The sequence below is a fragment of the Nonomuraea jabiensis genome (assembly GCF_014204795.1).
GTDB lineage: Bacteria > Actinomycetota > Actinomycetes > Streptosporangiales > Streptosporangiaceae > Nonomuraea > Nonomuraea jabiensis.
Genome location: NZ_JACHMB010000001.1, coordinates 1,232,793 through 1,256,108, shown reverse-complemented (window position 1 = coordinate 1,256,108; position 23,316 = coordinate 1,232,793). Strand labels below are relative to the sequence as shown.

At 69.9% G+C, this 23,316-nt stretch carries 25 protein-coding genes; 18 read left to right on the top strand and 7 right to left on the bottom strand.

All coding sequences use genetic code 11. From position 1 onward, the window contains the following. Positions 1-159 precede the first annotated feature (159 nt). A complete protein-coding gene (locus HD596_RS05225; protein WP_185068176.1) occupies positions 160-1,218 on the bottom strand; it encodes a PQQ-dependent sugar dehydrogenase in 1,059 nt (352 codons plus the stop codon). A gap of 128 nt (positions 1,219-1,346) precedes the next feature. On the opposite strand from HD596_RS05225, the gene HD596_RS05220 reads away from it, so the two are divergent. The 5 genes from HD596_RS05220 (at position 1,347) to ilvC (ending at position 8,497) form a co-directional block, all read left to right on the top strand. Further along, positions 1,347-2,165: a 2-hydroxyacid dehydrogenase gene (locus HD596_RS05220; RefSeq protein WP_246554140.1), complete on the top strand. Its 819-nt coding sequence runs from the start codon at positions 1,347-1,349 to the stop codon at positions 2,163-2,165. Positions 2,166-2,425: 260 nt separating this feature from the next. Continuing rightward, positions 2,426-5,029, top strand: coding sequence for a putative bifunctional diguanylate cyclase/phosphodiesterase (locus HD596_RS05215; RefSeq protein ID WP_313042842.1), 2,604 nt, complete (start codon positions 2,426-2,428; stop codon positions 5,027-5,029). 204 nt (positions 5,030-5,233) lie between these two features. Next, the gene (locus tag HD596_RS05210) at positions 5,234-6,973 is read left to right on the top strand and encodes an acetolactate synthase large subunit (protein WP_185068173.1); all 1,740 of its coding nucleotides are present in this window, start codon (positions 5,234-5,236) and stop codon (positions 6,971-6,973) included. Then, on the top strand, positions 6,966-7,490 hold the full coding sequence (ilvN, locus tag HD596_RS05205) for an acetolactate synthase small subunit (RefSeq protein ID WP_185068171.1): 525 nt from the start codon (positions 6,966-6,968) through the stop codon (positions 7,488-7,490). The genes HD596_RS05210 and ilvN overlap by 8 nt, the downstream gene beginning before the upstream one ends. Before the next feature lie 14 nt (positions 7,491-7,504). Continuing rightward, positions 7,505-8,497, top strand: coding sequence for a ketol-acid reductoisomerase (gene ilvC, locus HD596_RS05200; RefSeq protein WP_512699267.1), 993 nt, complete (start codon positions 7,505-7,507; stop codon positions 8,495-8,497). Between the two features lie 474 nt (positions 8,498-8,971). Here ilvC and HD596_RS05195 read toward each other — a convergent pair whose 3' ends face one another. Genes HD596_RS05195 through HD596_RS05185 form a run of 3 tightly spaced genes read right to left on the bottom strand, consistent with a single transcriptional unit; the run spans position 8,972 to position 9,986 of the window. Beyond that, positions 8,972-9,196 carry a type II toxin-antitoxin system VapB family antitoxin gene (locus tag HD596_RS05195; RefSeq protein WP_185068165.1) on the bottom strand — a complete coding sequence of 75 codons (225 nt, stop codon included), beginning with the start codon at positions 9,194-9,196 and terminating at the stop codon, positions 8,972-8,974. A 45-nt stretch (positions 9,197-9,241) separates the two neighbouring features. Next, positions 9,242-9,670: an acyl-CoA thioesterase gene (locus HD596_RS05190; RefSeq protein ID WP_185068163.1), complete on the bottom strand. Its 429-nt coding sequence runs from the start codon at positions 9,668-9,670 to the stop codon at positions 9,242-9,244. Then, a complete protein-coding gene (locus HD596_RS05185; protein WP_185068161.1) occupies positions 9,663-9,986 on the bottom strand; it encodes a hypothetical protein in 324 nt (107 codons plus the stop codon). Before HD596_RS05185 ends, HD596_RS05190 begins: the two co-directional genes overlap by 8 nt. Before the next feature lie 125 nt (positions 9,987-10,111). Between HD596_RS05185 and HD596_RS05180 the strand changes: the two genes are divergently transcribed. The 4 genes from HD596_RS05180 to HD596_RS05165 are packed head-to-tail and all read left to right on the top strand — an operon-like array spanning position 10,112 to position 12,681. Continuing rightward, a complete protein-coding gene (locus HD596_RS05180; RefSeq protein WP_185068159.1) occupies positions 10,112-11,089 on the top strand; it encodes an NAD(P)-dependent alcohol dehydrogenase in 978 nt (325 codons plus the stop codon). Between the two features lie 38 nt (positions 11,090-11,127). Continuing rightward, positions 11,128-11,775, top strand: coding sequence for a class I SAM-dependent methyltransferase (locus tag HD596_RS05175; protein WP_185068158.1), 648 nt, complete (start codon positions 11,128-11,130; stop codon positions 11,773-11,775). Continuing rightward, positions 11,768-12,211: an NUDIX hydrolase gene (locus HD596_RS05170; protein ID WP_185068156.1), complete on the top strand. Its 444-nt coding sequence runs from the start codon at positions 11,768-11,770 to the stop codon at positions 12,209-12,211. Before HD596_RS05175 ends, HD596_RS05170 begins: the two co-directional genes overlap by 8 nt. Next, positions 12,208-12,681 (top strand): HIT family protein, encoded by a 474-nt coding sequence (locus tag HD596_RS05165; protein ID WP_185068154.1) that lies wholly within the window; start codon positions 12,208-12,210, stop codon positions 12,679-12,681. The genes HD596_RS05170 and HD596_RS05165 overlap by 4 nt, the downstream gene beginning before the upstream one ends. 160 nt (positions 12,682-12,841) lie before the next feature. Here the strand turns inward: HD596_RS05165 and HD596_RS05160 are convergent, their stop codons facing one another. Continuing rightward, complete coding sequence (locus HD596_RS05160) at positions 12,842-13,306, bottom strand: hypothetical protein (protein ID WP_185068153.1); 465 nt, start codon at positions 13,304-13,306, stop codon at positions 12,842-12,844. Positions 13,307-13,700: 394 nt separating this feature from the next. On the opposite strand from HD596_RS05160, the gene HD596_RS05155 reads away from it, so the two are divergent. The 5 genes from HD596_RS05155 (at position 13,701) to HD596_RS05135 (ending at position 16,972) form a co-directional block, all read left to right on the top strand. Next, positions 13,701-14,234 carry a PadR family transcriptional regulator gene (locus tag HD596_RS05155; RefSeq protein WP_185068151.1) on the top strand — a complete coding sequence of 178 codons (534 nt, stop codon included), beginning with the start codon at positions 13,701-13,703 and terminating at the stop codon, positions 14,232-14,234. Next, positions 14,231-14,953 (top strand): siderophore-interacting protein, encoded by a 723-nt coding sequence (locus HD596_RS05150; protein WP_221519188.1) that lies wholly within the window; start codon positions 14,231-14,233, stop codon positions 14,951-14,953. The genes HD596_RS05155 and HD596_RS05150 overlap by 4 nt, the downstream gene beginning before the upstream one ends. Before the next feature lie 73 nt (positions 14,954-15,026). Then, entirely contained in the window at positions 15,027-15,794 is a 768-nt protein-coding gene (gene map, locus HD596_RS05145; RefSeq protein WP_185068149.1) for a type I methionyl aminopeptidase, read from the top strand. Between the two features lie 448 nt (positions 15,795-16,242). Next, positions 16,243-16,506, top strand: a complete 264-nt coding sequence (locus HD596_RS05140) for a hypothetical protein (RefSeq protein WP_185068147.1) — start codon at positions 16,243-16,245, stop codon at positions 16,504-16,506. 205 nt (positions 16,507-16,711) lie between these two features. Further along, positions 16,712-16,972, top strand: a complete 261-nt coding sequence (locus HD596_RS05135; RefSeq protein WP_185068145.1) for a hypothetical protein — start codon at positions 16,712-16,714, stop codon at positions 16,970-16,972. 194 nt (positions 16,973-17,166) lie between these two features. On the opposite strand, the gene HD596_RS05130 is transcribed toward HD596_RS05135, so the two are convergent. Further along, positions 17,167-18,144, bottom strand: a complete 978-nt coding sequence (locus HD596_RS05130; protein ID WP_185068143.1) for an adenosine deaminase — start codon at positions 18,142-18,144, stop codon at positions 17,167-17,169. Positions 18,145-18,232: 88 nt separating this feature from the next. Between HD596_RS05130 and HD596_RS05125 the strand changes: the two genes are divergently transcribed. Further along, positions 18,233-19,390 (top strand): PucR family transcriptional regulator, encoded by a 1,158-nt coding sequence (locus tag HD596_RS05125; RefSeq protein ID WP_185068141.1) that lies wholly within the window; start codon positions 18,233-18,235, stop codon positions 19,388-19,390. On the opposite strand, the gene HD596_RS05120 is transcribed toward HD596_RS05125, so the two are convergent. Further along, a complete protein-coding gene (locus HD596_RS05120; RefSeq protein ID WP_185068139.1) occupies positions 19,346-20,539 on the bottom strand; it encodes a metal-dependent hydrolase family protein in 1,194 nt (397 codons plus the stop codon). The genes HD596_RS05125 and HD596_RS05120 overlap by 45 nt on opposite strands. Positions 20,540-20,759: 220 nt before the next feature. On the opposite strand from HD596_RS05120, the gene HD596_RS05115 reads away from it, so the two are divergent. The 3 genes from HD596_RS05115 to HD596_RS05105 are packed head-to-tail and all read left to right on the top strand — an operon-like array spanning position 20,760 to position 23,307. Further along, on the top strand, positions 20,760-21,812 hold the full coding sequence (locus tag HD596_RS05115; protein WP_185068138.1) for an ABC transporter substrate-binding protein: 1,053 nt from the start codon (positions 20,760-20,762) through the stop codon (positions 21,810-21,812). Beyond that, positions 21,809-22,561 carry an ABC transporter ATP-binding protein gene (locus HD596_RS05110; RefSeq protein ID WP_185068136.1) on the top strand — a complete coding sequence of 251 codons (753 nt, stop codon included), beginning with the start codon at positions 21,809-21,811 and terminating at the stop codon, positions 22,559-22,561. Before HD596_RS05115 ends, HD596_RS05110 begins: the two co-directional genes overlap by 4 nt. Continuing rightward, positions 22,558-23,307, top strand: coding sequence for an ABC transporter permease (locus HD596_RS05105; protein WP_185068134.1), 750 nt, complete (start codon positions 22,558-22,560; stop codon positions 23,305-23,307). Before HD596_RS05110 ends, HD596_RS05105 begins: the two co-directional genes overlap by 4 nt. Positions 23,308-23,316: the final 9 nt, after the last annotated feature.

Sequence of the window (23,316 nt, the reverse complement as noted above, 5' to 3'; positions counted from 1 at the left end):
TCGCGAACCGCATCCGGGCCCGGCGTGTGGCGTGTGGGCGGTGCCGGGCTCGTCCAGGGCACCTCAGGGGGCCCGGAGGGCGTGTGCTCGGGTCTGGGGCGCCTCTGGGGGCGTCTGAGGCGGGGTCACGAGGGCCGGGCCGAGAGGTCTGGGGTGAGGTCAGGAGAGCGGGACCGAGAGGATGCGGTCGTCGCCCGGCCGTGGGGAGCCGCGCCCGTCCTTGTTGCTGGTGCCGACCCACAGCGTCCCGTCCGGGGCCGCGGTGACGGCGCGGAGGCGGCCGTAGCGGCCGGTGAAGTGGGCGACGGGCGTGCCCGCCGACCCGTCCGCCGCCAGCGGGACCTGCCACAGCCGCGTCCCGCGCAGCGCCCCCACCCACAGCGAGCCGTTCGCGTACGCCATCCCCGACGGCGAGGCCTCGTCGGTGGACCACGTGACGATGGGGTTGACGTAGCGCGAGTCGTCGCTGCGCCCCTCGACCTCCGGCCACCCGTAGTTGCCTCCCGCCTTGATGAGGTTCACCTCGTCATAGGTGTTCTGGCCGAACTCCGACGCGTACAGGCGACCGGACCGGTCCCAGGCGAGCCCCTGGACGTTGCGGTGGCCGTAGCTGTAGACGAGCGTGCCGAACGGGTTGCCGGGCGCGGGCGCCCCGTCCACGGTCATGCGCAGGATCTTGCCGCCCAGCGAGTCGCGCTGCTGCGCCAGCTGGTCCTCGCCGGTCTCGCCCGTGGAGGCGTACAGGAACCCGTCGGGCCCGAACGCGAGCCGTCCACCGTTGTGGATCGCACCCTTGGGGATGCCCCGCACCAGGACCCGCTCGTCGCCGAGGCGGTCGCCGGTGAGCTGGTAGCGGACGATCCGGTTGTCCTGTTCCGCGGTGTAGTAAAGGAATACTTGCTGATCCTTTGCCGCCACCCCCATCAGCCCGCCCTCGCCGGCCGCGCTCACCCCCGGGATCGTGCCCAGCGAGGTCACCTTCCCGTCCCGGGTCACGCGGAGCAGCCTGGCCGTGTCACGCTCCGTGACCAGGGCGTCGCCTCCGGGCAGGAACGTGATCGCCCACGGCACCGCCAGCCCCGTCACCACGTCACGTGGCTCTCCCGGCCCGGCCCCGGCCGGTGCGGTGGCGGTCGGCGTCACCTTCCCGCCGTCGGCCAGACCGCTGGAACAGGCGGTGAGAGCGGCCAGGAGCAGGATCGTCCAGAGCTTCCTCATGTGTTCCATACTTCCCTTGGAGCCGTAAGGTTCTCGACATGAAGACCTGGGTTCCGTCCGATTCGGTGGCTGATGTTCTGTCCGACCTGCCTGGGGTTGAATGTGCCGTTTACGATGGCACGGCCCCGATGCCGGAAGGGGTCGACGAGGTGGAGGTCTGGATCCCGCCGCTCGTCACCGTGCCGGACGTCCCGGGCACGCTGGCCAGGATGACCTCCCTGCGGCTGCTGCAGACCGTCACCGCGGGCGTGGAGCCGTACCGGCCGCACCTGCCGGACGGCGCGGTGCTGTGCAACGCCCGCGGCGTGCACGACGCCGGGACCGCCGAGTGGGCCGTCGGGGCGATGATCGCGGTGCTGCGGGAGTTCCCCGGGTTCGTGGACGCGCAGCGCAGGGGCGAGTGGACCTACCACCACACCGACGTGCTGGCCGACTCGACCGTGCTCATCGTCGGCTACGGCTCCATCGGCGCCGCGCTGGAGAGGCGGCTGGAGGGGTTCGAGGTGGACGTCGTACGCGTGGCCAGGAGCGCCCGCGACGGCGTGCACGCCATGGACGAGCTGCCCGCCCTGCTGCCGGAGGCGGACGTCGTGGTGCTGCTCGTGCCCGCCACGGCCGACACGGCGGGCATGGTCGACGCGGCCTTCCTGGCGCGGATGAAGGACGGCGCCGTGCTGGTCAACGCCGCCAGGGGCGGGGTCGTCGACACGGACGCGCTGATCGCGGAGCTCAAAACCGGTAGGCTACGCGCCGCGCTGGATGTGACCGCGCCCGAGCCGCTGCCCGAGGGCCACCCCCTCTGGAGCGCTCCGGGCCTACTGATCACTCCGCACATCGCGGGCAGCACCCCCGCGTCCGTGCGGCGCACGCAGCGCCTGATCCGTGCCCAGCTGCTGCGCTACCTCGCCGGCGAACCGCTGGTCAACGTCATCACCGACTCGTACTGAGAGGATCCCGGAACGTGGCTGGTCCGTGACCTTCGGTGCGTACGGTTGCCTTTGCGAGGAGGTCCTGACTCGCTGTCAAGGATCTCTTGGCGGAAATTGGTCTGTGTGGTTATCAGATCGGTGACGACATCGGCGTTGTCACCACCCGCGCACCCACGAGCGCACACACTGGCGAAGTGATCGACCGGGCTTCGGCGGTCGCAGGTGCAGGGTTCGAGACGGGATGGGCAACGACTGTGATCCGCTGGCGTGATCCACGGGTGCCGCTGACCGCCGCGGCGGCGGCAGGCGCGGTGGCCTTCGCCGCCGCTCTCGGCATACGCGGTCAGGCCTTGCTCACCGGCGCTGTCGCCGGCGGGCTGGCGGCGCTGATCGCGGCCGGTTCGCTGCTGTTCGCCTCGGTCAGGTCGGCCGGGGACCGGCCGACGGCGCTGGGCGCGCGCTGGATGGGCGGCGGAGCCGTCATCTGGGCCGCCGGCGTGGCGCTGCGCCCGTTCGCCGAGAGCTTCCTGGTCAGCTTCGCCGACCTGTTCGTGCTGATCGGCACCGTGGCGACGGCGGGGGGCGCGCTGATCGCCGCCGACCGCAGATTCCCGGCCCGGGTCGTTTTACGGCATGTCACCGACGCCTACCTGTGCGCCGCCTCGCTCTTCCTGATCGGCTGGGTGGCCGCGCTGCGGCACGTCTACGACGACGCGGCGGACCCGGCGGCGTTCACGCTGGTCATGCTGCCACCGATGATCGCGCTGCTGGTGACGTGCGCCGTGATCCCGTCGGTGCTGACGAGCCGGGCCTCCTCCTGGCCGCTCGCCCTGGCGGGCGTCGGCGTGCTCGCCACCATGACCGTGGCGGGCCTGGCGGGCGGGGTCGCCCGGCTCGACGGCGGCGATCCGCAGATGTGGACCGTCATGCTCGCGCCTGTCGCGTTCCTGCTGCTCGCCGCCATCCCGTGGGGTCCGCATCCGGGCGCGGCCGGCAGGTCCGCCGTCGGCGGTGTGGTCGCCCTGGTGCCGCTGGGGCTGGTCGCCGTGGCCGCCTGCACGCTGCTCGTCCACCTGGTGGGCGGCGGCGCCGAGCGGCCCGTGACCGGCGTCGCGGTGGTCGCGGTCTCCGTGGTGCTGCTCCTGCTGGTCCGCCTGTTCTTCGTCTCGGCGACCAACATGCGCCTGCGCGGCCTGGTCAAGGTCGGTGAGCGGCAGCTCAGGGAGCTCGCCCAGAGCACCGGCGACGTGGTGTTCCTGTGCGACTACGAGGGCCTGGTGCGCGAGATCGACGCCGGGGTCGAGGTCACGTACGGCTACTGCCCCGAAGACGTGGTCGGCGGGTCGATCTTCGACTACATCCACCCGGAGGACGTCCCCGGCATCCAGGCGGCGCTGCGCGCCATGCACCTCGACGAGGACAACGCCGCGCCCGGCGCCTGCCTGATCGCCTGCCGGGTGCGCGCGGCCGACGGCACGTGGCGGCCCACCGAGTCGGTCGCCACCCGCCACGTCGGCGGCGACGAGCTGCTGCTGGTGACCACCAGGGACGTCAGCGACGAGGAGGCGCTGCGCAACCAGGTCGCCCACCTGACCTTCCACGACGGCGTCACCGGGCTGCCCAACCGCGCCTACTTCGAGGAGCGCACCCGCGAGGTCCTCTCGGGGCGCACCTCCGGCACCGGGGCGGCCAACGTCGCGGTGATCTTCCTCGACCTCGACGGGTTCACCTCGGTCAACGACTCGGTGGGCCATGCCAGCGGCGACTACCTGCTCGGGCAGGCCGCGCGCAGGCTGCGCGGCGCCGTACGCGCCGACGACACGCTCGCCCGGTGGGGCGGCGACGAGTTCGCGGTCCTCGTGGAGACGGGCGGGGAGGCGCAGGTCGCGGTCGATCTGGCCGAGCGGCTCGTACGCGCGGTCTCGCAGGAGCCGTTCCGCGTCGCCGACCGCGACGTGGCGCTGACCGCGAGCGTGGGCGTGGCCTTCACCGAGGACGACATGCCGGCCGGCGACCTCATCCGTAACGCGGATGTCGCGATGGCGCGCTCCAAAGAGCTGGGCGGGCGGCGGGTGGAGGTGTTCGCCGCGCAGATGCACGCCGACGTGGTGCGCCGGCTGGAGCTGGCGGCCGACCTGCAGCGGGCGCTGATCGAGCAGCAGTTCGCGATCGAGTACCAGCCGATCGTCGACCTGGCCACCTCGCGGGTGACCTCGGTCGAGGCGCTGGTGCGGTGGTGGCGCGGGTCGGTGTTCGTGCCGCCCGAGCAGTTCCTGGGCCCGGCCGAGGACACCGGGCTGATCGTGCCGCTGGGGGAGTGGATCCTGCGCGAGGCGTGCCGCGAGGTGGCCGCCTGGCGGGCCTCGTCGTGGGACATCGGCCTGTCGCTCAACCTCTCGGCCCGTCAGATCACCGCGCCGCGGTTCGTCGAGACGGTCGAGGAGGCGCTGGCCGAGAGCGGGCTGCCGGCCTCCGCGCTCACCCTTGAGGTGATCGAGGAGATGCTGGTCGAGGATGCCGAGGAGACGATCAAGCGGCTGTCGGAGCTGCGGGCGCTCGGGGTGCGGCTGGCCATCGACGACTTCGGCACGGGTTACGCCTCGCTCGCGTTCCTGCGGCAGCTCCCGGTCGACATGATCAAGATCGATCCGTCGTTCGTGTCGGGGCTGGGCACCGACGACACGCTGACGCTGCTCACCCGGACGATCGTGCGGCTCGGCCACGACCTCGGGCTTATCGTGGTGGCAGAGGGGATAGAGCGTCCCGAACAGCTCGATCTGCTCAAGCGGATGGGGTGCACGAAGGGTCAGGGCTTCCTGGTCGCACGGCCGATGGCGGCGCGCGGAGTCGACTCGTTGATGCGTACGAGTCTCACTGTTTGAGACATGTGTCCACGAAGTTGGCACCGGGGCATTCAGTGCGGCTATGGTGTAGGTCATGCTTCGCAGTGAGATTCTCGTAGTACTTCGCCGGCGCGCAGGCCGATAGCGAAGCACGACGACCTGCGCGCCGCCCCAGTCCCGCCGTCCGGTGGGAAGGGGCATTTTTTATGTCCTTAAGCGAGTAGCCACGCAAGGAACGAGCCGATGACCGAACGGATGACAGGTGCACAGGCCCTGGTGAGGGCGCTGGAGCACGTTGGAGTCGACACAGTGTTCGGGATCCCGGGCGGTGCCATTCTGCCGGCCTACGATCCTCTCTACGACTCGACCAAGGTCCGGCACGTGCTCGTACGCCACGAGCAGGGCGCCGGTCACGCGGCCGAGGGCTACGCGCAGGCGACCGGCAAGGTCGGGGTGTGCATGGCCACCAGCGGTCCGGGTGCGACCAACCTGGTGACGCCGATTGCCGACGCCTACATGGACTCGGTGCCGATCGTGGCGATCACCGGTCAGGTGGCCAGCGCGGCCATCGGCACGGACGCGTTCCAGGAAGCCGACATCTCCGGCATCACCATGCCGATCACGAAGCACAACTTCCTGATCACCGACCCCGCGGACATCCCGCGCACGATCATGGAGGCCTTCCACATCGCCTCCACCGGCCGCCCCGGCCCGGTGCTCGTGGACATCTCCAAGGACGCGCTGCAGGCCGACACCACCTTCAGCTGGCCGCCGACCATGCAGCTCCCGGGCTACCGCCCGGTCACCAGGCCGCACTCCAAGCAGATCCGCGAGGCCGCCAAGCTGATCGCCGAGTCCAAGCGGCCGGTCCTGTACGTCGGCGGCGGCGTCCACAAGGCGCGTGCCTCCGCCGAGCTGCTGCAGCTGGCCGAGCTGACCGGCATCCCGGTCGTCACCACCCTGATGGCGCGCGGCACGTTCCCCGACAGCCACCCGCAGCACATGGGCATGCCGGGGATGCACGGCAGCGTGTCGGCCGTGGGCGCGCTGCAGAAGGCCGACCTGCTCATCGGGCTGGGCGTGCGCTTCGACGACCGGGTGACCGGCGACCTGGGGTCGTTCGCCCCGTACGCCAAGGTCGTGCACGCCGACATCGACCCGGCGGAGATCTCCAAGAACCGCCACGCCGACGTGCCGATCGTGGGTGACTGCAAGGAGGTCATCGGCGACCTGGTCGCCGTGATCCAGGCGTCCGGCCAGAAGGGCGACTACACCGAATGGTGGACGACGCTCAACGGCTACAAGCAGACCTATCCGCTGGGTTACGAGACGTACGAGGACGGCACGCTGGCGCCCCAGTACGTCATGGAGCGGCTGAGCGCGATCGCCGGGCCCGACACGTACTACGTGGCCGGGGTCGGGCAGCACCAGATGTGGGCCGCGCAGTTCATCGACTACGAGAACCCCGGCACCTTCATCAACTCCGGCGGCCTCGGCACGATGGGCTTCGCCGTCCCGGCCGCGATGGGCGCCAAGATGGGCCGCCCCGAATCCACGGTGTGGGCCATCGACGGCGACGGCTGCTTCCAGATGACCAACCAGGAGCTGGCCACCTGCGCCCTGGAGGGCGTGCCGGTCAAGATCGCCGTCATCAACAACGGCAACCTCGGCATGGTCCGCCAGTGGCAGACGCTCTTCTACGACCAGCGCTACTCCAACACCGACCTGCAGACGGTCCGCCGCATCCCCGACTTCGTCAAGCTGGCCGAGGCCTATGGTTGTGTGGGCCTGCGATGCGAGCGTGCCGAGGACGTGGACGCCGTGATCAAGAAGGCCATGGAGATCAACGACGTGCCCGTCGTGGTCGACTTCGTCGTCCACCAGGACGCCATGGTCTGGCCCATGGTCGCGGCAGGCACCAGCAACGACGACATCAAGATCGCCCGTGACATGGCGCCCAAGTGGGAGAACGAGGATGAGTAGGCATACTCTGTCGGTGCTTGTCGAGAACAAGCCGGGCGTACTGGCACGCGTGTCCGCGTTGTTCAGCCGAAGGGGCTTCAACATAGACTCGCTGGCCGTGGGGCCGACCGAACACGACGACATCTCGCGCATGACCATCGTGGTCAGCGTCGAGGAGTTGCCGCTCGAACAGGTCACCAAGCAGCTCAACAAGCTGGTGAACGTACTGAAGATCGTCGAGCTCGACCCGTCGCAGTCCGTCCAGCGCGAGCTGATGCTGATCAAGGTCAAGGCCGACGCCGACAACCGTTCCTCCGTGCTGGAGCTGGTCAACCTCTTCCGCGCGCGCTGCGTCGACGTGGCCGCCGACGCCGTGACCATCGAGGTCACCGGCACCACCGACAAGCTCGAGGCGTTCGTCAAGGTCCTCGAGCCGTTCGGGATCAAAGAACTCGTCCAGTCGGGCATGGTGGCCATCGGCCGCGGCGCCCGTTCCATCACTGACCGGTCCCTCAGGGCACTGGACCGTACCGCCTGAAAGGTTTTGAGCAAGTGACCGAGATTTACTACGACGACCAGGCCGACCTGTCGATCATCCAGGGACGCCACGTGGCCGTGCTGGGGTACGGCAGCCAGGGCCACGCCCACGCGCTCTCCCTGCGTGACTCCGGCGTGGACGTGCGCGTCGGCCTGCCGGAGGGCTCCAAGAGCCGCGAGAAGGCGGAGAACGACGGGCTGCGGGTCGTCACCCCGGGGGAGGCGGTGGAGGAGGCCAACCTCACCATGATCCTCGCGCCGGACCACATCCAGCGCCACCTGTACGCCGAGCACGTCGCCCCCAACCTGGTCGAGGGCGACGCGCTGTTCTTCGGCCACGGCCTGAACATCCGCTACGGCCTCATCGAGGCCCCCGAGGGCGTCGACGTGTGCATGGTCGCCCCCAAGGGCCCCGGCCACCTCGTCCGCCGCCAGTTCGAGGCCGGGCGCGGCGTGCCGTGTCTCGTCGCCGTCGAGAAGGACGCCTCGGGCAAGGCGCTGGACCTGGCGCTCTCGTACGCCAAGGGCATCGGCGGCACCCGCGCCGGCGCGCTGCGCACGACGTTCACGGAGGAGACGGAGACCGACCTGTTCGGCGAGCAGGCCGTGCTGTGCGGCGGCGTGTCCGAGCTGATCAAGGCCGGCTTCGAGACCCTCATCGAGGCGGGCTACCAGCCCGAGGTCGCCTACTTCGAGTGCCTGCACGAGATGAAGCTGATCGTCGACCTCATGTACGAGGGCGGCATCTCGAAGATGTACTGGTCGGTCTCCGACACGGCCGAGTACGGCGGCTACACCCGCGGCCCGCGCGTCATCACGGAAGAGACCCGTCAGGAGATGCGCCGGATCCTGGGCGAGATCCAGGACGGCACCTTCGCGCGGCAGCTCGTCGAGGAGTTCGACAGCGGCCAGAAGGAGTTCCAGCGCCACCGCGACGAGCTGGCCGAGAACCCGATCGAGAAGACGGGCGCCAAGCTGCGTCCGATGATGAGCTGGCTGAAGGCCTAGTCAGTCCTTCGGGGTACGGGTGGGGCGTCGGCGTAGGTGAGCCGGGCGCACCCACCCGTTGCCTTGTCACCGGGGTGGGCCTGCTGGAGCCCGCCCCGAGCGGTCCTCGCTCCGCTCGGGCGTCCTTCCTGGGGGCGCCCCTGCCGGCGCGCAAGGTCTTCGCAAGGGAGCGCTTCGCGCTGGAAAGCTCAGGCGGCGCTCCCAGTCGGGCCGGAGCCCCGACCCCTGCAGGACTTCGCTTCGCTCAGACGCCCAGCTTGAGGCGCCTGCGGCGCACACCCGTCCCGGCTGTGGCCGCCTACCGCACGTGGGGGTGAAGGACCGTGATCATTCGGATCTCTACGCCTGGTCATTGACCGAAAGTGTGATCATGGGCGTGCGGCCGACCAGACCTGCAGAGACTGCCAGGTCCCATTCGGCGCCGACTTGTCCTCCGTAAAAGCGGATCAACGGTGTCGATGAGAAAGAGCTCTGTCACGCCACGGCCTGGTTCGCGTCGCCGCCCTTGTCGAGGACAGAGAAGTCGACCTCCCCTGTGGCCACCATCTCACGCATGCGAGCCACCGCAGCGGCCCGTCTGCGCCGGTCGACGATTTCCCGCAGCGCGGCGTTGACCGTGTCCTTCTTCGACGAGGTGCCAAGGAGCTTCGCGGCCTCGGCCAAGGCTTCATCGTCGAGGTCGATCACCGTCTTGGTCATGCCTGTCACCCTACGTAAGCCGGCCAGATGGCCGCACGGGCCGGACTAGGGTGCGAGGCCCAGGAGTTCGGGTCTGGTGGCTCTCGTTCGCCACTCGCGGCCGGGATCGGGGACCAGCCGCCGGGTCTTCAGGTCGAGCAGGCCGCTCACGTGGCTGACCTCCGCGGCCAAGCCGCCGTCCTGGTGCCGGAAGAGATGGTGAACGCGGTAGGCCTTCCCATCGCCCCATTCCCAGTCACAGGTGACGTCCACCTCGTCCCCGCCGCGTAGCTCGCGGTGGTATTTGATGACGGTCTCGAGGTTGACGGGGCCGAGCCCGCTGCCGAGCAGGTCCTCGATCGACACCCCGGCGGCCCGGACGCAGGCGAAGCGGGCATGGTCGGCGTACTGGATGTAGAAGCCGCCGTTGAGGTGGAGCTGGGGGTCGATCTCGTAGCTGCGGATCTCGAGGCGGACGCTGAACGGCTCAGTCATCGGGGGACTCCTGTTCGGTCAACCAATGCAGCGAACGGTCGGTGAGATAGCGGCGGCCGTCCTCGCGGATCTCCAGCCAGCCGCCGCGGGCCCAGCCGCCGGCGGCCTGAGGGGAGAAGCCGTGCTTGCGGAACAATGTGCTGGCTTCAGCCCTGGTCAGGCCATTGCGCCCCCATTCGGCGATGAGCGCTCGATGCCGGCTGTCTGCCGGGGGCTGAGCCGGATCGGCCGAGATCGCCTCCGCCAGCGCCGCGAAGCCGGCGCTGATCTGGCGTAGCGCCGCGGCTATCTGATCTCTCTGCGGCCATGGCTCCATGTTCACAGGTTAGCAATTGCTACCGATCGGTGAGCATTGTCGAGGGCGATCGGTCAGTGTTACCGTCTTTCATGTGTAAGAAGAATCTTACATATGAACGAAGACTCTGACCAGGGAGCGTCGCCATGAAAGCCATCCGCTACCACTCCTACGGCTCGCCCGACGTCATCAAGCTCCAGGACGTCGACAAACCCGAGATCGGCGACGACGACGTGCTGGTCCGCGTGCGGGCGGCCTCCGTCAACGCGGGGGACTGGCATCTCCTGCGCGGCCTGCCCTACATCTTCAGGGCGCAGGCCGGGCTGACCCGCCCCAAGGCCCACCTGCTGGGCGCCGACGTGGCCGGAGAGGTCGTGGCGGCGGGCAGGAGCGTCACCGCGCTGCGGCCCGGCGACGAGGTGTATGGCTTCTGCCGCGGCGCGTTCGCCGAGTACGTGGCCGTTCCGGCGGAGGGGTTCGTGGTGCGGAAACCCGCCGGGCTGACGTTCGAGGAGGCGGCGGCCGTGCCGGTGGCGGCCGTCACCGCGTTACAGGCCCTCCGGGACAAGGCGCAGGCCAAAGCCGGGCAGAAGGTGCTGGTCAACGGCGCGGGCGGCGGGGTGGGGCCGTTCGCGGTGCAGATCGCCAAGGCGCTGGGCGCCGAGGTGACCGGCGTGTGCGGGCCGGGAAACGCGGAGATCGTACGCTCGATCGGGGCCGACCACGTCGTCGACTACACCAAGGAGGACTTCACGCGGAGCGGCGAGCGCTACGACGTCATCCTCGACAACGTGGCCAACCGCTCCCTCGCGGACTGCAGGCGCGTGCTCGCCCCGCGGGGGATCTACCTGCACAACAGCGGCGACAAGGGCGGGCGCTGGGTGGGGGTCATGCCCCGCATCGTCCACGTGATGCTGTCCTCCCTGTTCGTACGGCAGCGCCTGGTCGCCGGACACGTGGCGGACGAGAACACCGACGATCTCGTGGCCCTGCGCGACCTGCTCGAAACGGGGAAGATCAGGCCGGTCATCGACCGGACCCACCCGCTGAGCGAAGTCCCCGAGGCCATCGGCTACGTCGAGCGAGGCCACGCCCGGGGCAAGGTCGTCATCACCATGGCATGACGGCGGGATTGTCGGTGGCGGTTGAGAGGATCGGGTCCATGTCCGATCTCACCTCCGCGATCACCGGCTACTGGGACGACGCGGCGCCCACCTTCGACGAGGAGCCGGACCACGGCCTGCGAGCCGATCGCACGCGTGCCGCCTGGGACCGCCGCCTGCGCGCCTGGACCCCGGCCCATCCCGCCGACGTCCTCGACGTCGGCTGCGGCACCGGTTCCCTGTCCCTGCTGCTGGCCGCGGCCGGGCACCGGGTGACCGGCGTGGACGTGGCGCCGCGGATGATCGAGCAGGCCCGCGCCAAGCTGTCGTCCGCCGGGCTCGCGGCGCGGTTCCTGGTCGGCGACGCCGCCGCCCCGCCCACCGGCGACGACCGCTTCGACGTGGTGCTCTGCCGGCACCTGGTGTGGACCCTGCCCGACCCCCGGGCGGCGCTGCGCGAGTGGGCCGGCCGCCTGCGCCCGTCCGGCAGGCTCGTGCTCGTGGAGGGACGCTGGCGGGAGACCGGGCAGCCCTATGTGGAGGGAGCCGGATCGCTGCCCTGGAACGGCGGTCTCGGCGCCGCCGACCTGGCCGCCGCCGTCCGCCCGCTGGTCGCCGACCTGCGCGTCGAGCCGCTCAGCGACGACGCCGACCTTTGGGGCGGTTCGGTGGACGACGAGCGCTATGCGATCATCGCCTATGCCTGACAGAACGATCCGCGACAAGGCCGTGTGCTACATCGTCCGGGGTGACGAGCTCCTCGTCTTCCGCCACCTGGACTACAGCCCCGAGGAGGTCGGGGTGCAGGTCCCCGCGGGGACCGTCAAGGAAGGGGAGGACCCTCGGGACGCCGCGCTCAGGGAGGCGCGGGAGGAGACCGGGCTCCACGATTTCACCGTCGTGCGGAAACTCGGCGTGGCGGAGTACGACATGACCCCCTACCGCGCCGAGCTCCAACGCCGCCACATCTTCGAGCTGGCCCTGCACGAGGAGACCCCGGATCGGTGGGCGAGCAGCGAGGACCATGACGGCGAGGAGCCGCCCACGCGACTGGAGTGCTTCTGGATCCCGCTCGAGCACGGCCACGTGCTCCAGTCCGGCCAGGGCGCGCTCCTCCACCGCCTGTTCGAGCGCGACGGGTGAACGAGATCGAGCCGCCTCCGAAGGCCCGCGGCATGAGCGGCGCCCCGTGCGTCTTCTGCCGGATCGTCGAAGGCACCGAGCCCTCCCAGACGATCCACGAGGACGACCACACGATCGCTTTCCTCAACCTCGCCCAAGCCACCAAAGGGCACACGCTCGTCGTGCCGCGAACACATCACCGGGATCTGGCGGAGATCCCGCTCGACGCGGCGGCCCACGTCATGCGGGCCACCGTGGAGGTGGGGCGCCGGCTCGCGGGCGCGCTGGGGGCGAAGGGCGTCAACCTGTGGCACGCCAGCGGCGTGACCGCGTGGCAGAGCGTCTTCCATTTCCATATTCACGTGGTCCCGCGCTACACGGACACGGACCTCACGCCTCCGTGGACGGAGGTCGAGGTCCCGGTGGAGTCGCTGCGGGGGTTGGGGGCGGAGATCCGCCGGTTCCGGCCAGCGCCCCGCCCCCTCCCCTGAAGCGGCGGGGCGCTCACCCGGCAATCAGTTCTCGCCGCACTTCCCGGACCCGGCGTCGCACCTGTCGGTGCCCTCCCTCACGCCGGCCAGGTCGGTGCCCCGCGTCGCCGGAAAGCGCGTCTCCGGAAAGCGCGTCTCCGGAAAGCGCGTCGTCGCCCGGCTACAGCTGGATCACGTTGCCGGAGCCGCCGATGGTGGCGGCCCCGTTCCCCGAGATGAGGTTGTCCCGCCCCGGCGCCATGTTCGCCCGCATCGGCAGGCGCGTACGGTTGCGCAGCGTGTCGTCGCCCGGCCCGGTGATCGCCACGATCGACTCGATCTGGTCGGCCGGGCAGGCCACCCGGCTGTCGCTCTCCTGCCTGCACGGCGCGGAGGCGTCGATCCTGTCGCCGGCGTTCGAAACGATCACCCAGCGGCCGGACAGGGACAGGTCGATGTTGTCGGACGCGTCGCCCCCATAGACGTGCAGTTCCGAACCGGACACGCTCACGTCGGTCGTGGCGTGCGCCGGCCCGGCGACGGCCAGCAGCGAGGCGGCCAGCGTCCCTCCCACGGCGAGCGTCCGCACGCCGTGCGCGCGCAGAGCGCTGATCCGCGGCCGCTTGCCGTTCCCCCGTGTACTCATCAATTCCCCCTGTGTTGGATGGCGCGTCCCGCGTGTCCGGGACCTTGGATGAGTACGGCGCCACGACGGTCCCGCCCCTGTGACCAAGCGGAGACACGTTCTGTGGTTTTGCCATGTTCGCCGAGGAGCCGGGCATAGGACAGGCCACAGCCTTGTTTTCAGGCGTCCGTCATGGCGAGCGTGGACGGAAGAGGGGCGTACGGTGCGCACGCGCCCTCCGGCACAAATAACTCCACACCTTCCACAACAGCACCGTTAGCCTCCATACCCCCGACAGCGGCATCGCCAACCGCCACCCCAAAGAGCCCTGTCCTGGGGCTTTGCCGGGTGGCCGGGCCTCGGTGGAATCGATCGATAGTTGCTTAGCTATATCGTTCGATATAGCATCCGAGCCATGATGAACGCGCGTCGCGGCCCCGAGCGGGGCCCTACCGGGCGCTTCTTCGGTCCTGGCGAGCTTCGCCTGGCCATCCTGGCCCTGATCGTCGAGCGGCCCGGCCACGGTTACGAGGTCATGGGCCGTCTCGCAGACCGCTTCAACGGCACCTACGAGCCCAGCGCCGGCTCCATCTACCCCACCCTCCAGCTGCTCGAGGACGAAGGACTCGTGCGCGTCGAGCAGACGGACGGTCGCAAGGTCTACCACGTCACCGAGGACGGCAGGCGGGCGGCCGAAGAGCAGGCCGACGTGATCGAGCGGCTGTGGGGGCGGGCGGCCAGCAGGGGCGAGTGGGGGATGTTCCGCGAGCCCGAGGCCGCGGAGATCGTCGGGCCGGCGTTGCGCCTGGTCAAAGCCGCCGTGAAGGCGCTGGCCCACGCGCACGGCGACCCTGCCGTGGTCGAGCGCATCCAGGAGGTCTTCGTGGAGGCCCGCCGCAGGATCGAGGAGCTGGACACCAGGAGACGGCCATGGAAGGAGACGCCATGAGGCGGAGCATGGCACGGCGGTTACTCGACCGGATGTTCCTCACGGGTGAGGTGGTCGAGGTCGAGGAGGTGGCCGCCCGCATGCGGCGGGTCAGGATCGGGGGAGAGGCGCTCGCCGGCCTGGAATGGACGCCCGGCCAGCACGTACGCCTCTTCATCGGCGACGGCGGCGGCCTGCTGGGCGGCGTCCTGCGCACCTACTCGATCTGGCGGCACGACCCGGCCTGGGAGGCTCTCGACCTGATCGGCTACGACCACGGCGGCGACTCGCCGGGCGCCTCCTGGATCAGGGCCGCCGAGCCCGGCATGGAGATCTCCTTCACCAGGCCGGACGGCGGTTTCGTCACGAAAGAGGCCCGTTACCACCTGTTCGCGGGTGAGGAGACGGCCTCGGTGGCGTTCGGCGCGATGTTGCGGGCGCTCCCGGAAGGCGCGGCGGTGTACGGCGCGGTGGAGGCCGAGGGGCCGGGCGACCATCTGGAGCTGCCCAAGGAGCTGGTCAAGGTGTGCCGGGGAGGCAAGCCGGCGGCCAGGTCGGAGGTCCTGGTCGACGCCGTCAGGGAGCTGGACCTGCCGGACGGGCCCGGCGTGGCCTACCTGGCCGGGGAGGCGCGCACGATCCAGGCCATCCGGGCCCACTTGGTCAACGAGCGCGGCTGGCAGCGCAGGGACGTCCGTACGAAGCCCTTCTGGACGCCCGGCAGAAAGGGGCTCGACTAGCGCGATGCGGCCGACCTTCCTAGCGTGATAGTAATACCGGTATAGTTATTGGTGACGCACGCCAGGAGGAGCCGTGATCGAGTTGAAGAGCGCCGGAGAGATCGACGCCATGCGGGAGGCGGGGCGGGTCGTCGCCGCCGTCCACGCCGCGGTGCGCGAGAGGGCCGCCGTCGGCGTCTCGCTGAAGGCGCTCGATGAGGTGGCCCGGACGGTCATCGAGGAGGCGAAGGCAGGGGCGTCGTTCCTCGGCTACCACCCGTCGTTCGGCGCGATGCCGTACCCAGGGGTCATCTGCACGTCCGTGAACGGGGTCATGCTGCACGGCCTGCCGAGCCCGTACCGGCTGCGTGACGGCGACCTGATCAGCGTCGACTGCGGCGCGTTCGTGGACGGGTGGCACGCCGACGGCACGGTCAGCTTCGCGGTCGGCGAGCCGCGGGCGGAGGACCTCAAGCTCATCAGGGTCGCCGAGGAGACGCTGGCCGCCGGCATCGAGGCGGCCGTGCCCGGGGGCCGGATGGGGGACATCGGCCACGCCATGTCCACGGTCGGGCGCGGCGCGGGATACGGCATGCAGAACGACTTCGGCGGTCACGGCATCGGGCGGGCCATGCACGAGTCGCCGTTCGTGCCCAACGAGGCCCGCGCGGGACGCGGGATGCGGCTGCGCCCCGGCCTGGTGATCGCGATCGAGCCGAGCCTGATGGCCGGGGGCGACGACGAGTACTACATGGCCGAGGACGGCTGGTCGGTGTGCTCGGGGGACGGCAGCAGGAGCGTGCACGTCGAGCACACGGTCGCCATCACCGCGGACGGCCCGGTCATCCTCACCTTGCCGTAGGCTCCCGCCTCCCGAACAGGACCCCGGCCACCGGATACACAGGCCACCGCCACGACGATCGGGTGACGGCTCAGATCACGTAGAAGCAAACCCCGGAACACCGGCCCGACCAGCACCAGGGCGCGCATCGCGCCGAGCTCCGAGCGCCGTTCAGGACGGGCGGAAGGGGCGGGTCGTTACGCATGGTCATGATCACCTCCCGTATGTACCAGTCTGAGGCCCCGAATGCGCCCGCGTCATGGTCTGTGGCGAGGTGGGAAAAGGTACAGGAGTTACCACGGGGCAGCACTGCTACGTCAAGATCGGCGATCTGTTTAGTGGTTCGGCCATGCGCGCCATTTCGCCAGGTCAAGAGCGAAATTGTGGGTGTTTGTCGAAGTTGGGGGCCGGGGACATTCTCTCTCGGCAGCTACGGAGAGTAGTGGACATGTACCAGAGAGGAATCGATATGTACAGACATGGTCTCGTTCTGGCCGGCCTCGTCGCCGGGATGGCTGTGTTCGGCGGCTCCGCGTTCGCGGCCACCACCGGCTGGCCCAAGGACCACGACGACAACAGGAAGATCCTGTTCGTCTGTGGCGACGACAACAACATCGCCGGCGGCGACATCAACACGAACGAGAACAGCCTGGTGAAACTCGAGACCGGCGACATCCTCAACATCCTCAGCGTCCACAGCGAGGACGACAACCGGAAGTGCACGCTCACCTAAGCAGTCTCTTCGGCGGTTGAGAAACGTAACCACGGGGCCCGCCTGTCAGGCCGGGCCCCTTGGTCTTGCTCGATCCCTCGCCTGTGAGACCAGCGCCCGCAGGGTCAAAAGTGAAAATTGTGGGCGTTTGTCGAAGTCGAGGGTCGGGGACATCTCCCCGCGACAGCTACTCAGAGTAGTTGACAGGTATCAGAGAGGAATCGACATGTACAGACATGGACTCGTTCTGGCCGGCCTCGTCGCCGGGATGGCCGTGTTCGGCGGCTCCGCGTTCGCGGCCACCGCTGGTTCGAAGGACCACGACGACAACAGGAAGATCCTGTTCGTCTGTGGCGACGACAACAACATCGCCGGCGGCGACATCAACACGAACGAGAACAGCCTGGTGAACATCAAGACTGGCGACATCCTCAGCATCCTCAGCCGCCACGACGAGAACGACAACCGTAAGTGCTCGCTCGTCTGACGTAGTTTGCTCAGCGGTTGAGAAACGTGACCACGGGCCCGCCCGCAGGGCCGGGCCCCACGGTCTCGCCAAGCTCGTCTGTGAGAGAGGCCTCGCGCAGGTGGTCGGCCCGCACTTCGAATCCGCGTCCGCCACCCTACGCAGGCCACTCGGAGGCGGCGGTCTCGAACACCTCGCCTGAAACAGCGATGCCGCTACCGGACCTGCTCCTCGGCGGCCGATGCCGAGGGGCAGGTCCCCGTAGTCTCACCTTCGTAGGCGAACGACGCCTCGAAGGAGTTGCGGGCGATCCGGTCGAGCTGCTCGTCCGTCATCCCCAGCTCCCGCTGGAGCGCCGCGTAGTTGTCCTCGACGTAACCGCCGAAGTACGCGGGATCGTCCGAGTTGACGGTCACGACGAGCCCTTCGTCCAGCATCGCGGGCAGGATGTGGTCACGCAGGGACGGCACGGCGCGCAGCCGTACGTTCGACAGCGGGCACACCGTCAGCGGGATCCGCTCGTCCCTGAGCCTGGCCACGAGCTGCGGGTCCTCCATGGCCCTGATCCCGTGGTCCACCCGCTCGACGCGCAGGATGTCCAGCGCCTCCCACACGTAGTCGGGCCCGCCCTCCTCGCCCGCGTGCGCCACCCGGTGCAGCCCTTCGGCGGCCGCGATCTCGAAGACCCGCCTGAACAGCGACGGCGGGTAACCCACCTCCGCCGAGTCCAGCCCCACCCCGATGAACGACTCCCGGTACGGCAGCGCCGCCCGCAGCACCTGCTCGGCCTCGTCCGCCCCCTGGTCACGCAGGAAACACAGGATCAGCGCGGCCGACACGCCGCCGTCCTTCAGTGCCGCCGACAGCCCGCCGAACACCACCTCCAGCGGCACGCCCCGGCTCAGGTGCGCCTGCGGGTCGAAGAAGATCTCCGCGTGCCGCACGCCCTGCTCCTCGGCCCGTCGCAGGTAGGCGGCGGCGAGGTCGTAGAAGTCCTCCTCGGTGCGCAGGACCGCCATGTGCTCGTAGTAGAGGTCCAGGAACGACTGCAGGTCGGTGAAGGAGTAGCGGGAGCGGATGGCGTCCACGTCGAAGGTCGGCAGGTCGATCCGGTTACGCCGGGCCAGCTCGACGACGAGCTCGGGCTCGAGGGTGCCTTCGATGTGCAGATGGAGCTCTGCTTTGGGACGCATGGCAACGAGTAAACCCGACCATGGCCGGTGGACGTATCGTGTGAACCTCTGAACTCTTGGGGTTTGAGCTGGCATAACATCAGATTTCATGAGGCTGTCGGACCTGCTCGCGCGCGACGACCTGCGGCTGACGCTGGTGACAGGTCACGAGGAGGTCGGCCGCGAGATCCGGCGCGCGTACCCGACGGACCTGCCCGACCCCCGGCGCTACCTGCAGTCCGGCGACCTCGTGCTCACCAGCGGCGTCTGGTACGGCGAGCCGGCCGACTGCGAGCGCTTCGCCGACGCGCTGTGGGCAACCGACGCCGCCGGCCTGGTGGTGGGGCTGATCGTGCTGGGAGAGCTGCCCGAGGAGCTGGTCAAGGCGTGCGAACGGCGCCGGCTGCCGCTGCTCCTGGCCGCTCCCGACCAGTCGTTCGGCGTGATCACGCAGGTCGTGACCGCCGAGGGGTTCGCGGCCGAGCAGCGCAGGGCCGAACGGACGAGGGCGCAGACGCTGCTCGACGTGCTGGGCCACATCCCGCCGGGCGAGGTCTCCGCGCACCTGCGGCTGCTCGGTGCCGATCCGGGCCTGCCGACCGCCGCCATGGCGGTCACGTGGACGGGACCGGCGAATGACGACTACGACCTGCCCGAGGTCCTGCACGAGGGCCTGGCCAGGAGGGGCCGGCACCTGATCGTCGGCGGCACCCCGCACGAGGCGATCGTGCTGGTCAACGGCCGGGCGTCGCGCAAGAGCCTGGCCGACGAGCTGCGCGGCCTGGTGGCGGAGCGCCCCGGCCTGAGCATCGCCGCGGGGATCAGCGAGATGGCGGCCAGCGTGTCGCAGCTCGGCGAGGCGCTGGAGACGGCCAGGCGGGGCATGGAGTCCGCGCGGGGCGGGCCGGGGCCGGTGTCGATCATGTCGGTGGCCGACATCGACAGCTTCGACCTGCTGATGGCCGCGCTGCCGGCGAGCGTGCGCCGGTCCTTCCGCGATCACCTGCTGGGGCCGGTGGAGGAGTACGACGCGCGGCACGGCTCCGAGCTGCTGCGCACGCTCGACATCTTCCTGGAGACGTGCGGCTCCTGGCAGCGCACCGCCGACGAGCTGTACGTGCACGTCAACACGTTGCGCTACCGCATGCAGCGGATCGAGGAGCTGACCGGGCGGCGCATGTCGTCGATGCGCGACCGTACCGACCTCTACCTGGCGCTGCGGTCAGGCAGAGACGGGCAGGCGGCCCGCGACGACGCGGCCCCGTGAGACCACGGCCACGATGTTCTCCGTGGCCAGGTCCTCGATGCGCTCCCACGGGCGGCCGCGCAGCACGACGAAGTCGGCGCCCAGCCCGGGCGCGATCCGGCCCACTGGCATGCCGATCGAGTCGGCCGCGTCGGAGGTGGCCGCGCGCAGCGCCGATTCGGCGTCCATGCCGAGCACCCGCGTCATGTGGACGACCTCGGCGAACTGGTCGCCGAACTGCACGTGGTGGCCGTTCGCGTCGGTGCCGAGCACGAACCGCACGCCCAGCGCGGCGGCCTGGGCCAGCAGCACGTCGCGCCGGGCGATCAGCTCGGCGGCCTTGGCACTGGCCTCGGAGGTGACGGGGACCCGGCCCTGGGCGATGGCCTCGTTGATCAGCAGCGTGGGCGCGACCGGCGTGCCCCGGGCGGCCAGCGTCTCGGCCAGGTCCTTGCTCATGAGCGTGCCGTGCTCGATCGAGTCGACGCCCTCCTCGACGGCCACGCGGATGCCGTCCTCGGAGTGGGCGTGCGAGGCCACCAGCATGCCGAGCGCGTGCGCCTCGTCCACGACCGCCCTGATCTCGTCGCGGGTGTAGTTGCGCCAGGCGTTCTTGTCGCCGATCGACAGCACGCCGCCGCTGGTCGTGAGCTTGATGCCGTCCATGCCGGCGCGGGCCCAGGCCCGTACGAGCTTGCGGCACTCGTCGGGACCGTCCGCCGTGGGCTTGCGCACGGGGAACGCGGGCGGCACGAACAGGTCGTTGTGCCCGGCCGTCATCCCCACCACGCCGTGCACCTGGACGCGCGGCCCGGGCAGCACCCCGGCGTCGAACACCCGGCGCAGCGCGATCTGCGCCTCGTCGCCCGCCAGGTCGCGCAGGGTCGTCACGCCGTGCCGCATGGCCCGCTGGGCGTGGGCGGCGCCGTGCAGCACCTGCTCGTCGCGGGTGGTCACCAGCGGCCAGGTCGCGAAGTCCGGCGGTTCGCCGGGCCCCGCGTAGCCGACCAGGTGGACGTGCGTGTCCACCAGGCCGGGGAGCACGCACAGACCGTCGTGGCCCGGATGGGCGTCCGGCTGCACGCTGAGGATCCGGTCCGGCTCCCAGCTCAGATCGACTGGGCCGCGATATTCGGTACCGTCCCAAAGGGGGATTCCGTCGAGTCTCATTTCAGGCCCGACGCTACCGGAACCGCCGGGTGGCTGGAGGGATCTACGGTCCTCGGGTGGCGCTCTCGTAGGGACCTACAGGGCTCGCCAGCGGTTTTCCCGCATTCTCCCTGAGAGACGGCTCCCGGTGCCCGGTCGTCCAAAACCACCGTCACACGATGGTAATAATCAATGGATACCGTTCCTGACCTGCACCTTCACCGCCGCTCAAGGAAGAATTATGGCTATTTCTCTCGACCGCCGCGCGTTCCTGCGGACAACAGGTCTGGCCGGTCTGGCGCTCGGCCTGGCCGCCTGCGGCGAGACCACGGCCGCCGGCGGAGGCGGAGAAGCGAGCGGGCTGGGCTCGGTCAAGCTCCAGCTCTCCTGGAAGAAGAACGTCGAGTTCGCCGGCGAGTACTTCGCGGACAGCAAGGGTTACTTCAAGGCCGCCGGATTCTCCCAGGTGGAGTTGCTGTCGGGCGGCGGCTCCGGCACCTCGGTCGAGTCGGGCCTGGCCACCGGCCGCTGCTGGGCGGGCCTGTCCGCGCCCACGATCACTGCCCCGGCCGTCCTGCAGGGCGCCCAGCTGAAGATCGTCGGCGCGACCTTCCAGAAGAACCCCTTCGCGATCGTCTCGCTCAACAAGAACCCGATCAAGGAGGCCAAGGACCTCGCCGGCAAGAAGATCGGCGTCCAGGACTCCAACGAGCTGGTCTGGAACGCGCTGCTCAAGGCCAACAACCTCGACCCGTCGAGCGTGACCCGCGTGCCGTTCCAGTCGGACCCGTCGATGCTCACCTCCGGGCAGCTCGACGGTTACGTCGGCTACGTCACCAGCGGTCCCGTACGGCTGCGGATGCAGGGCCACGACCCCGCCTACCTGCTGTTCGCCGACGCCGGCCTGCCGCTGGTCGCCGAGACGTTCACGGTGACGCAGGAGACGATCGACAAGGAGCGCGACAAGCTCAAGGCGTTCCTGACCGCCGAGATCAAGGGCTGGAGGGACGCCGTCGCCGACCCGGCCAAGTCCGCCGAGCTGGCCACCACCGTCTACGGCAAGGACCAGAACCTCGACGTCAAGGAGCAGACCGAGGAGGCCAAGATGCAGAACGAGCTCGTGGTCACCCCCGACGTCAAGGCCAACGGCCTGTTCACGATCACGCCGGAGCTGATCGAGCAGAACATCGCCTCGCTCGCCAAGGCCGGCCTGAACATCAAGGCCGAGCAGCTCTTCGACCTGACGATCCTGGACGAGATCTACAAGGCCGACCCGAGCCTGAAGCTGTCATGACGGGGATCAGCATCGCGGGGCTGAGCAAGTCCTTCGGCAAGGGAGTGACCGCGCTCCAAGGGGTCGACATCCAGACGCCGAAGGGCTCGTTCCTGTCGCTGCTCGGCCCCTCCGGCTGCGGCAAGTCCACGGTGCTGCGCATCCTCGCCGGGCTGGAGGAGCCCACGTCGGGCGAGATCCGGGTGAACGGCGAGACCCCCGAGGAGCTGCGCAGGAGCCACCACCTCGGCATCGCCTTCCAGGACTCCGCGCTGCTGCCCTGGCGCAGCGTCGCGGCCAACATCCGGCTGCCGCTGGAGGTCGCCGGGCTCAAGCCGGAGCCCGGCGTGATCGAGGACCTGATCAAGCTGGTCGGGCTGGACGGGTTCGAGAAGGCCCGGCCCGCCGAGCTGTCCGGCGGCATGCGGCAGCGCGTGTCCATCGCCCGCGCGCTGGTGGTCAAGCCCAGCGTGCTGCTGCTGGACGAGCCGTTCGGCGCGCTGGACGACATGACCAGGCAGCGGCTCAACCTGGAGCTGCTGCGCATCTGGACCGAGAAGCCCGCCACGACGCTCATGGTCACCCACGGCATCGGCGAGGCCGTCTTCCTGTCGGACGTGGTGGCCGTCATGAGCCCGCGCCCCGGGCGGGTCATCGAGATGGTGGAGATCGGCCTGCCCCGGCCCCGCACCCCCGAGATGATGCGTACGCCCGAGTTCCACGCGATCCACGACCACCTCAGCGACCTGCTGTTCGGGCACGGCGCATGAGACGCGTCCAGGGGCTGATCGGCGTCGTCGCGCTCGTCGCGCTGTGGTGGCTGCTGGCCGCGACCGTGTTCGCCGCCGGCGGCGCGGTGCCCACCCCGTGGGCGGTGCTGGCCGCCATGGGCGCCGACGGCTGGGCCTTCTACGGCCCGAACGTCTCGGCCACGCTCGGCGCGGCGGTCCAGGGCTTCCTGTGGGGCAACGGGCTGGCCGTCGGCGTGGCGCTGCTGGTGCTGCTCGTGCCCCGGCTGGAGGCCGTCGCCACCCAGCTCGCCGTCATCAGCTACTGCATCCCGCTGCTCGCCATCGGCCCCATCGTGCTGGTGGTCTTCGGCGGCGACGCCACCGTGGTCTTCCTCGCCGCCATCTCCGTCTTCTTCACCACGCTCATCGGCGCCCTGCTCGGGCTGCGCTCCGCCGACCGGGCGAGCCTGGACGTCGTCACCGTGTACGGCGGCGGCCGGCTGGCCAGGCTCCGCTACGTGCAGATCATCTCCGCCCTGCCCAGCACGTTCGCGGGCCTGAAGATCTCCGCGCCCTCCGCGCTGCTCGGCGCGATCATCGGCGAGTACCTCGGCAGCAACGACGCCGGCCTGGGCGTCTCCCTGATGATCTCCCAGCAGCAGTTCCAGGTGCCGCGCACGTGGGGGCTCGCGCTCGTGTCCGGGCTGATCGCCGGGCTCGGGTACGCGATCGTCGCCCTCGTCGCCCGCGTGGTCACCCCCTGGTCGAGAGGCGAGTCACAGTGATCGGCCGCA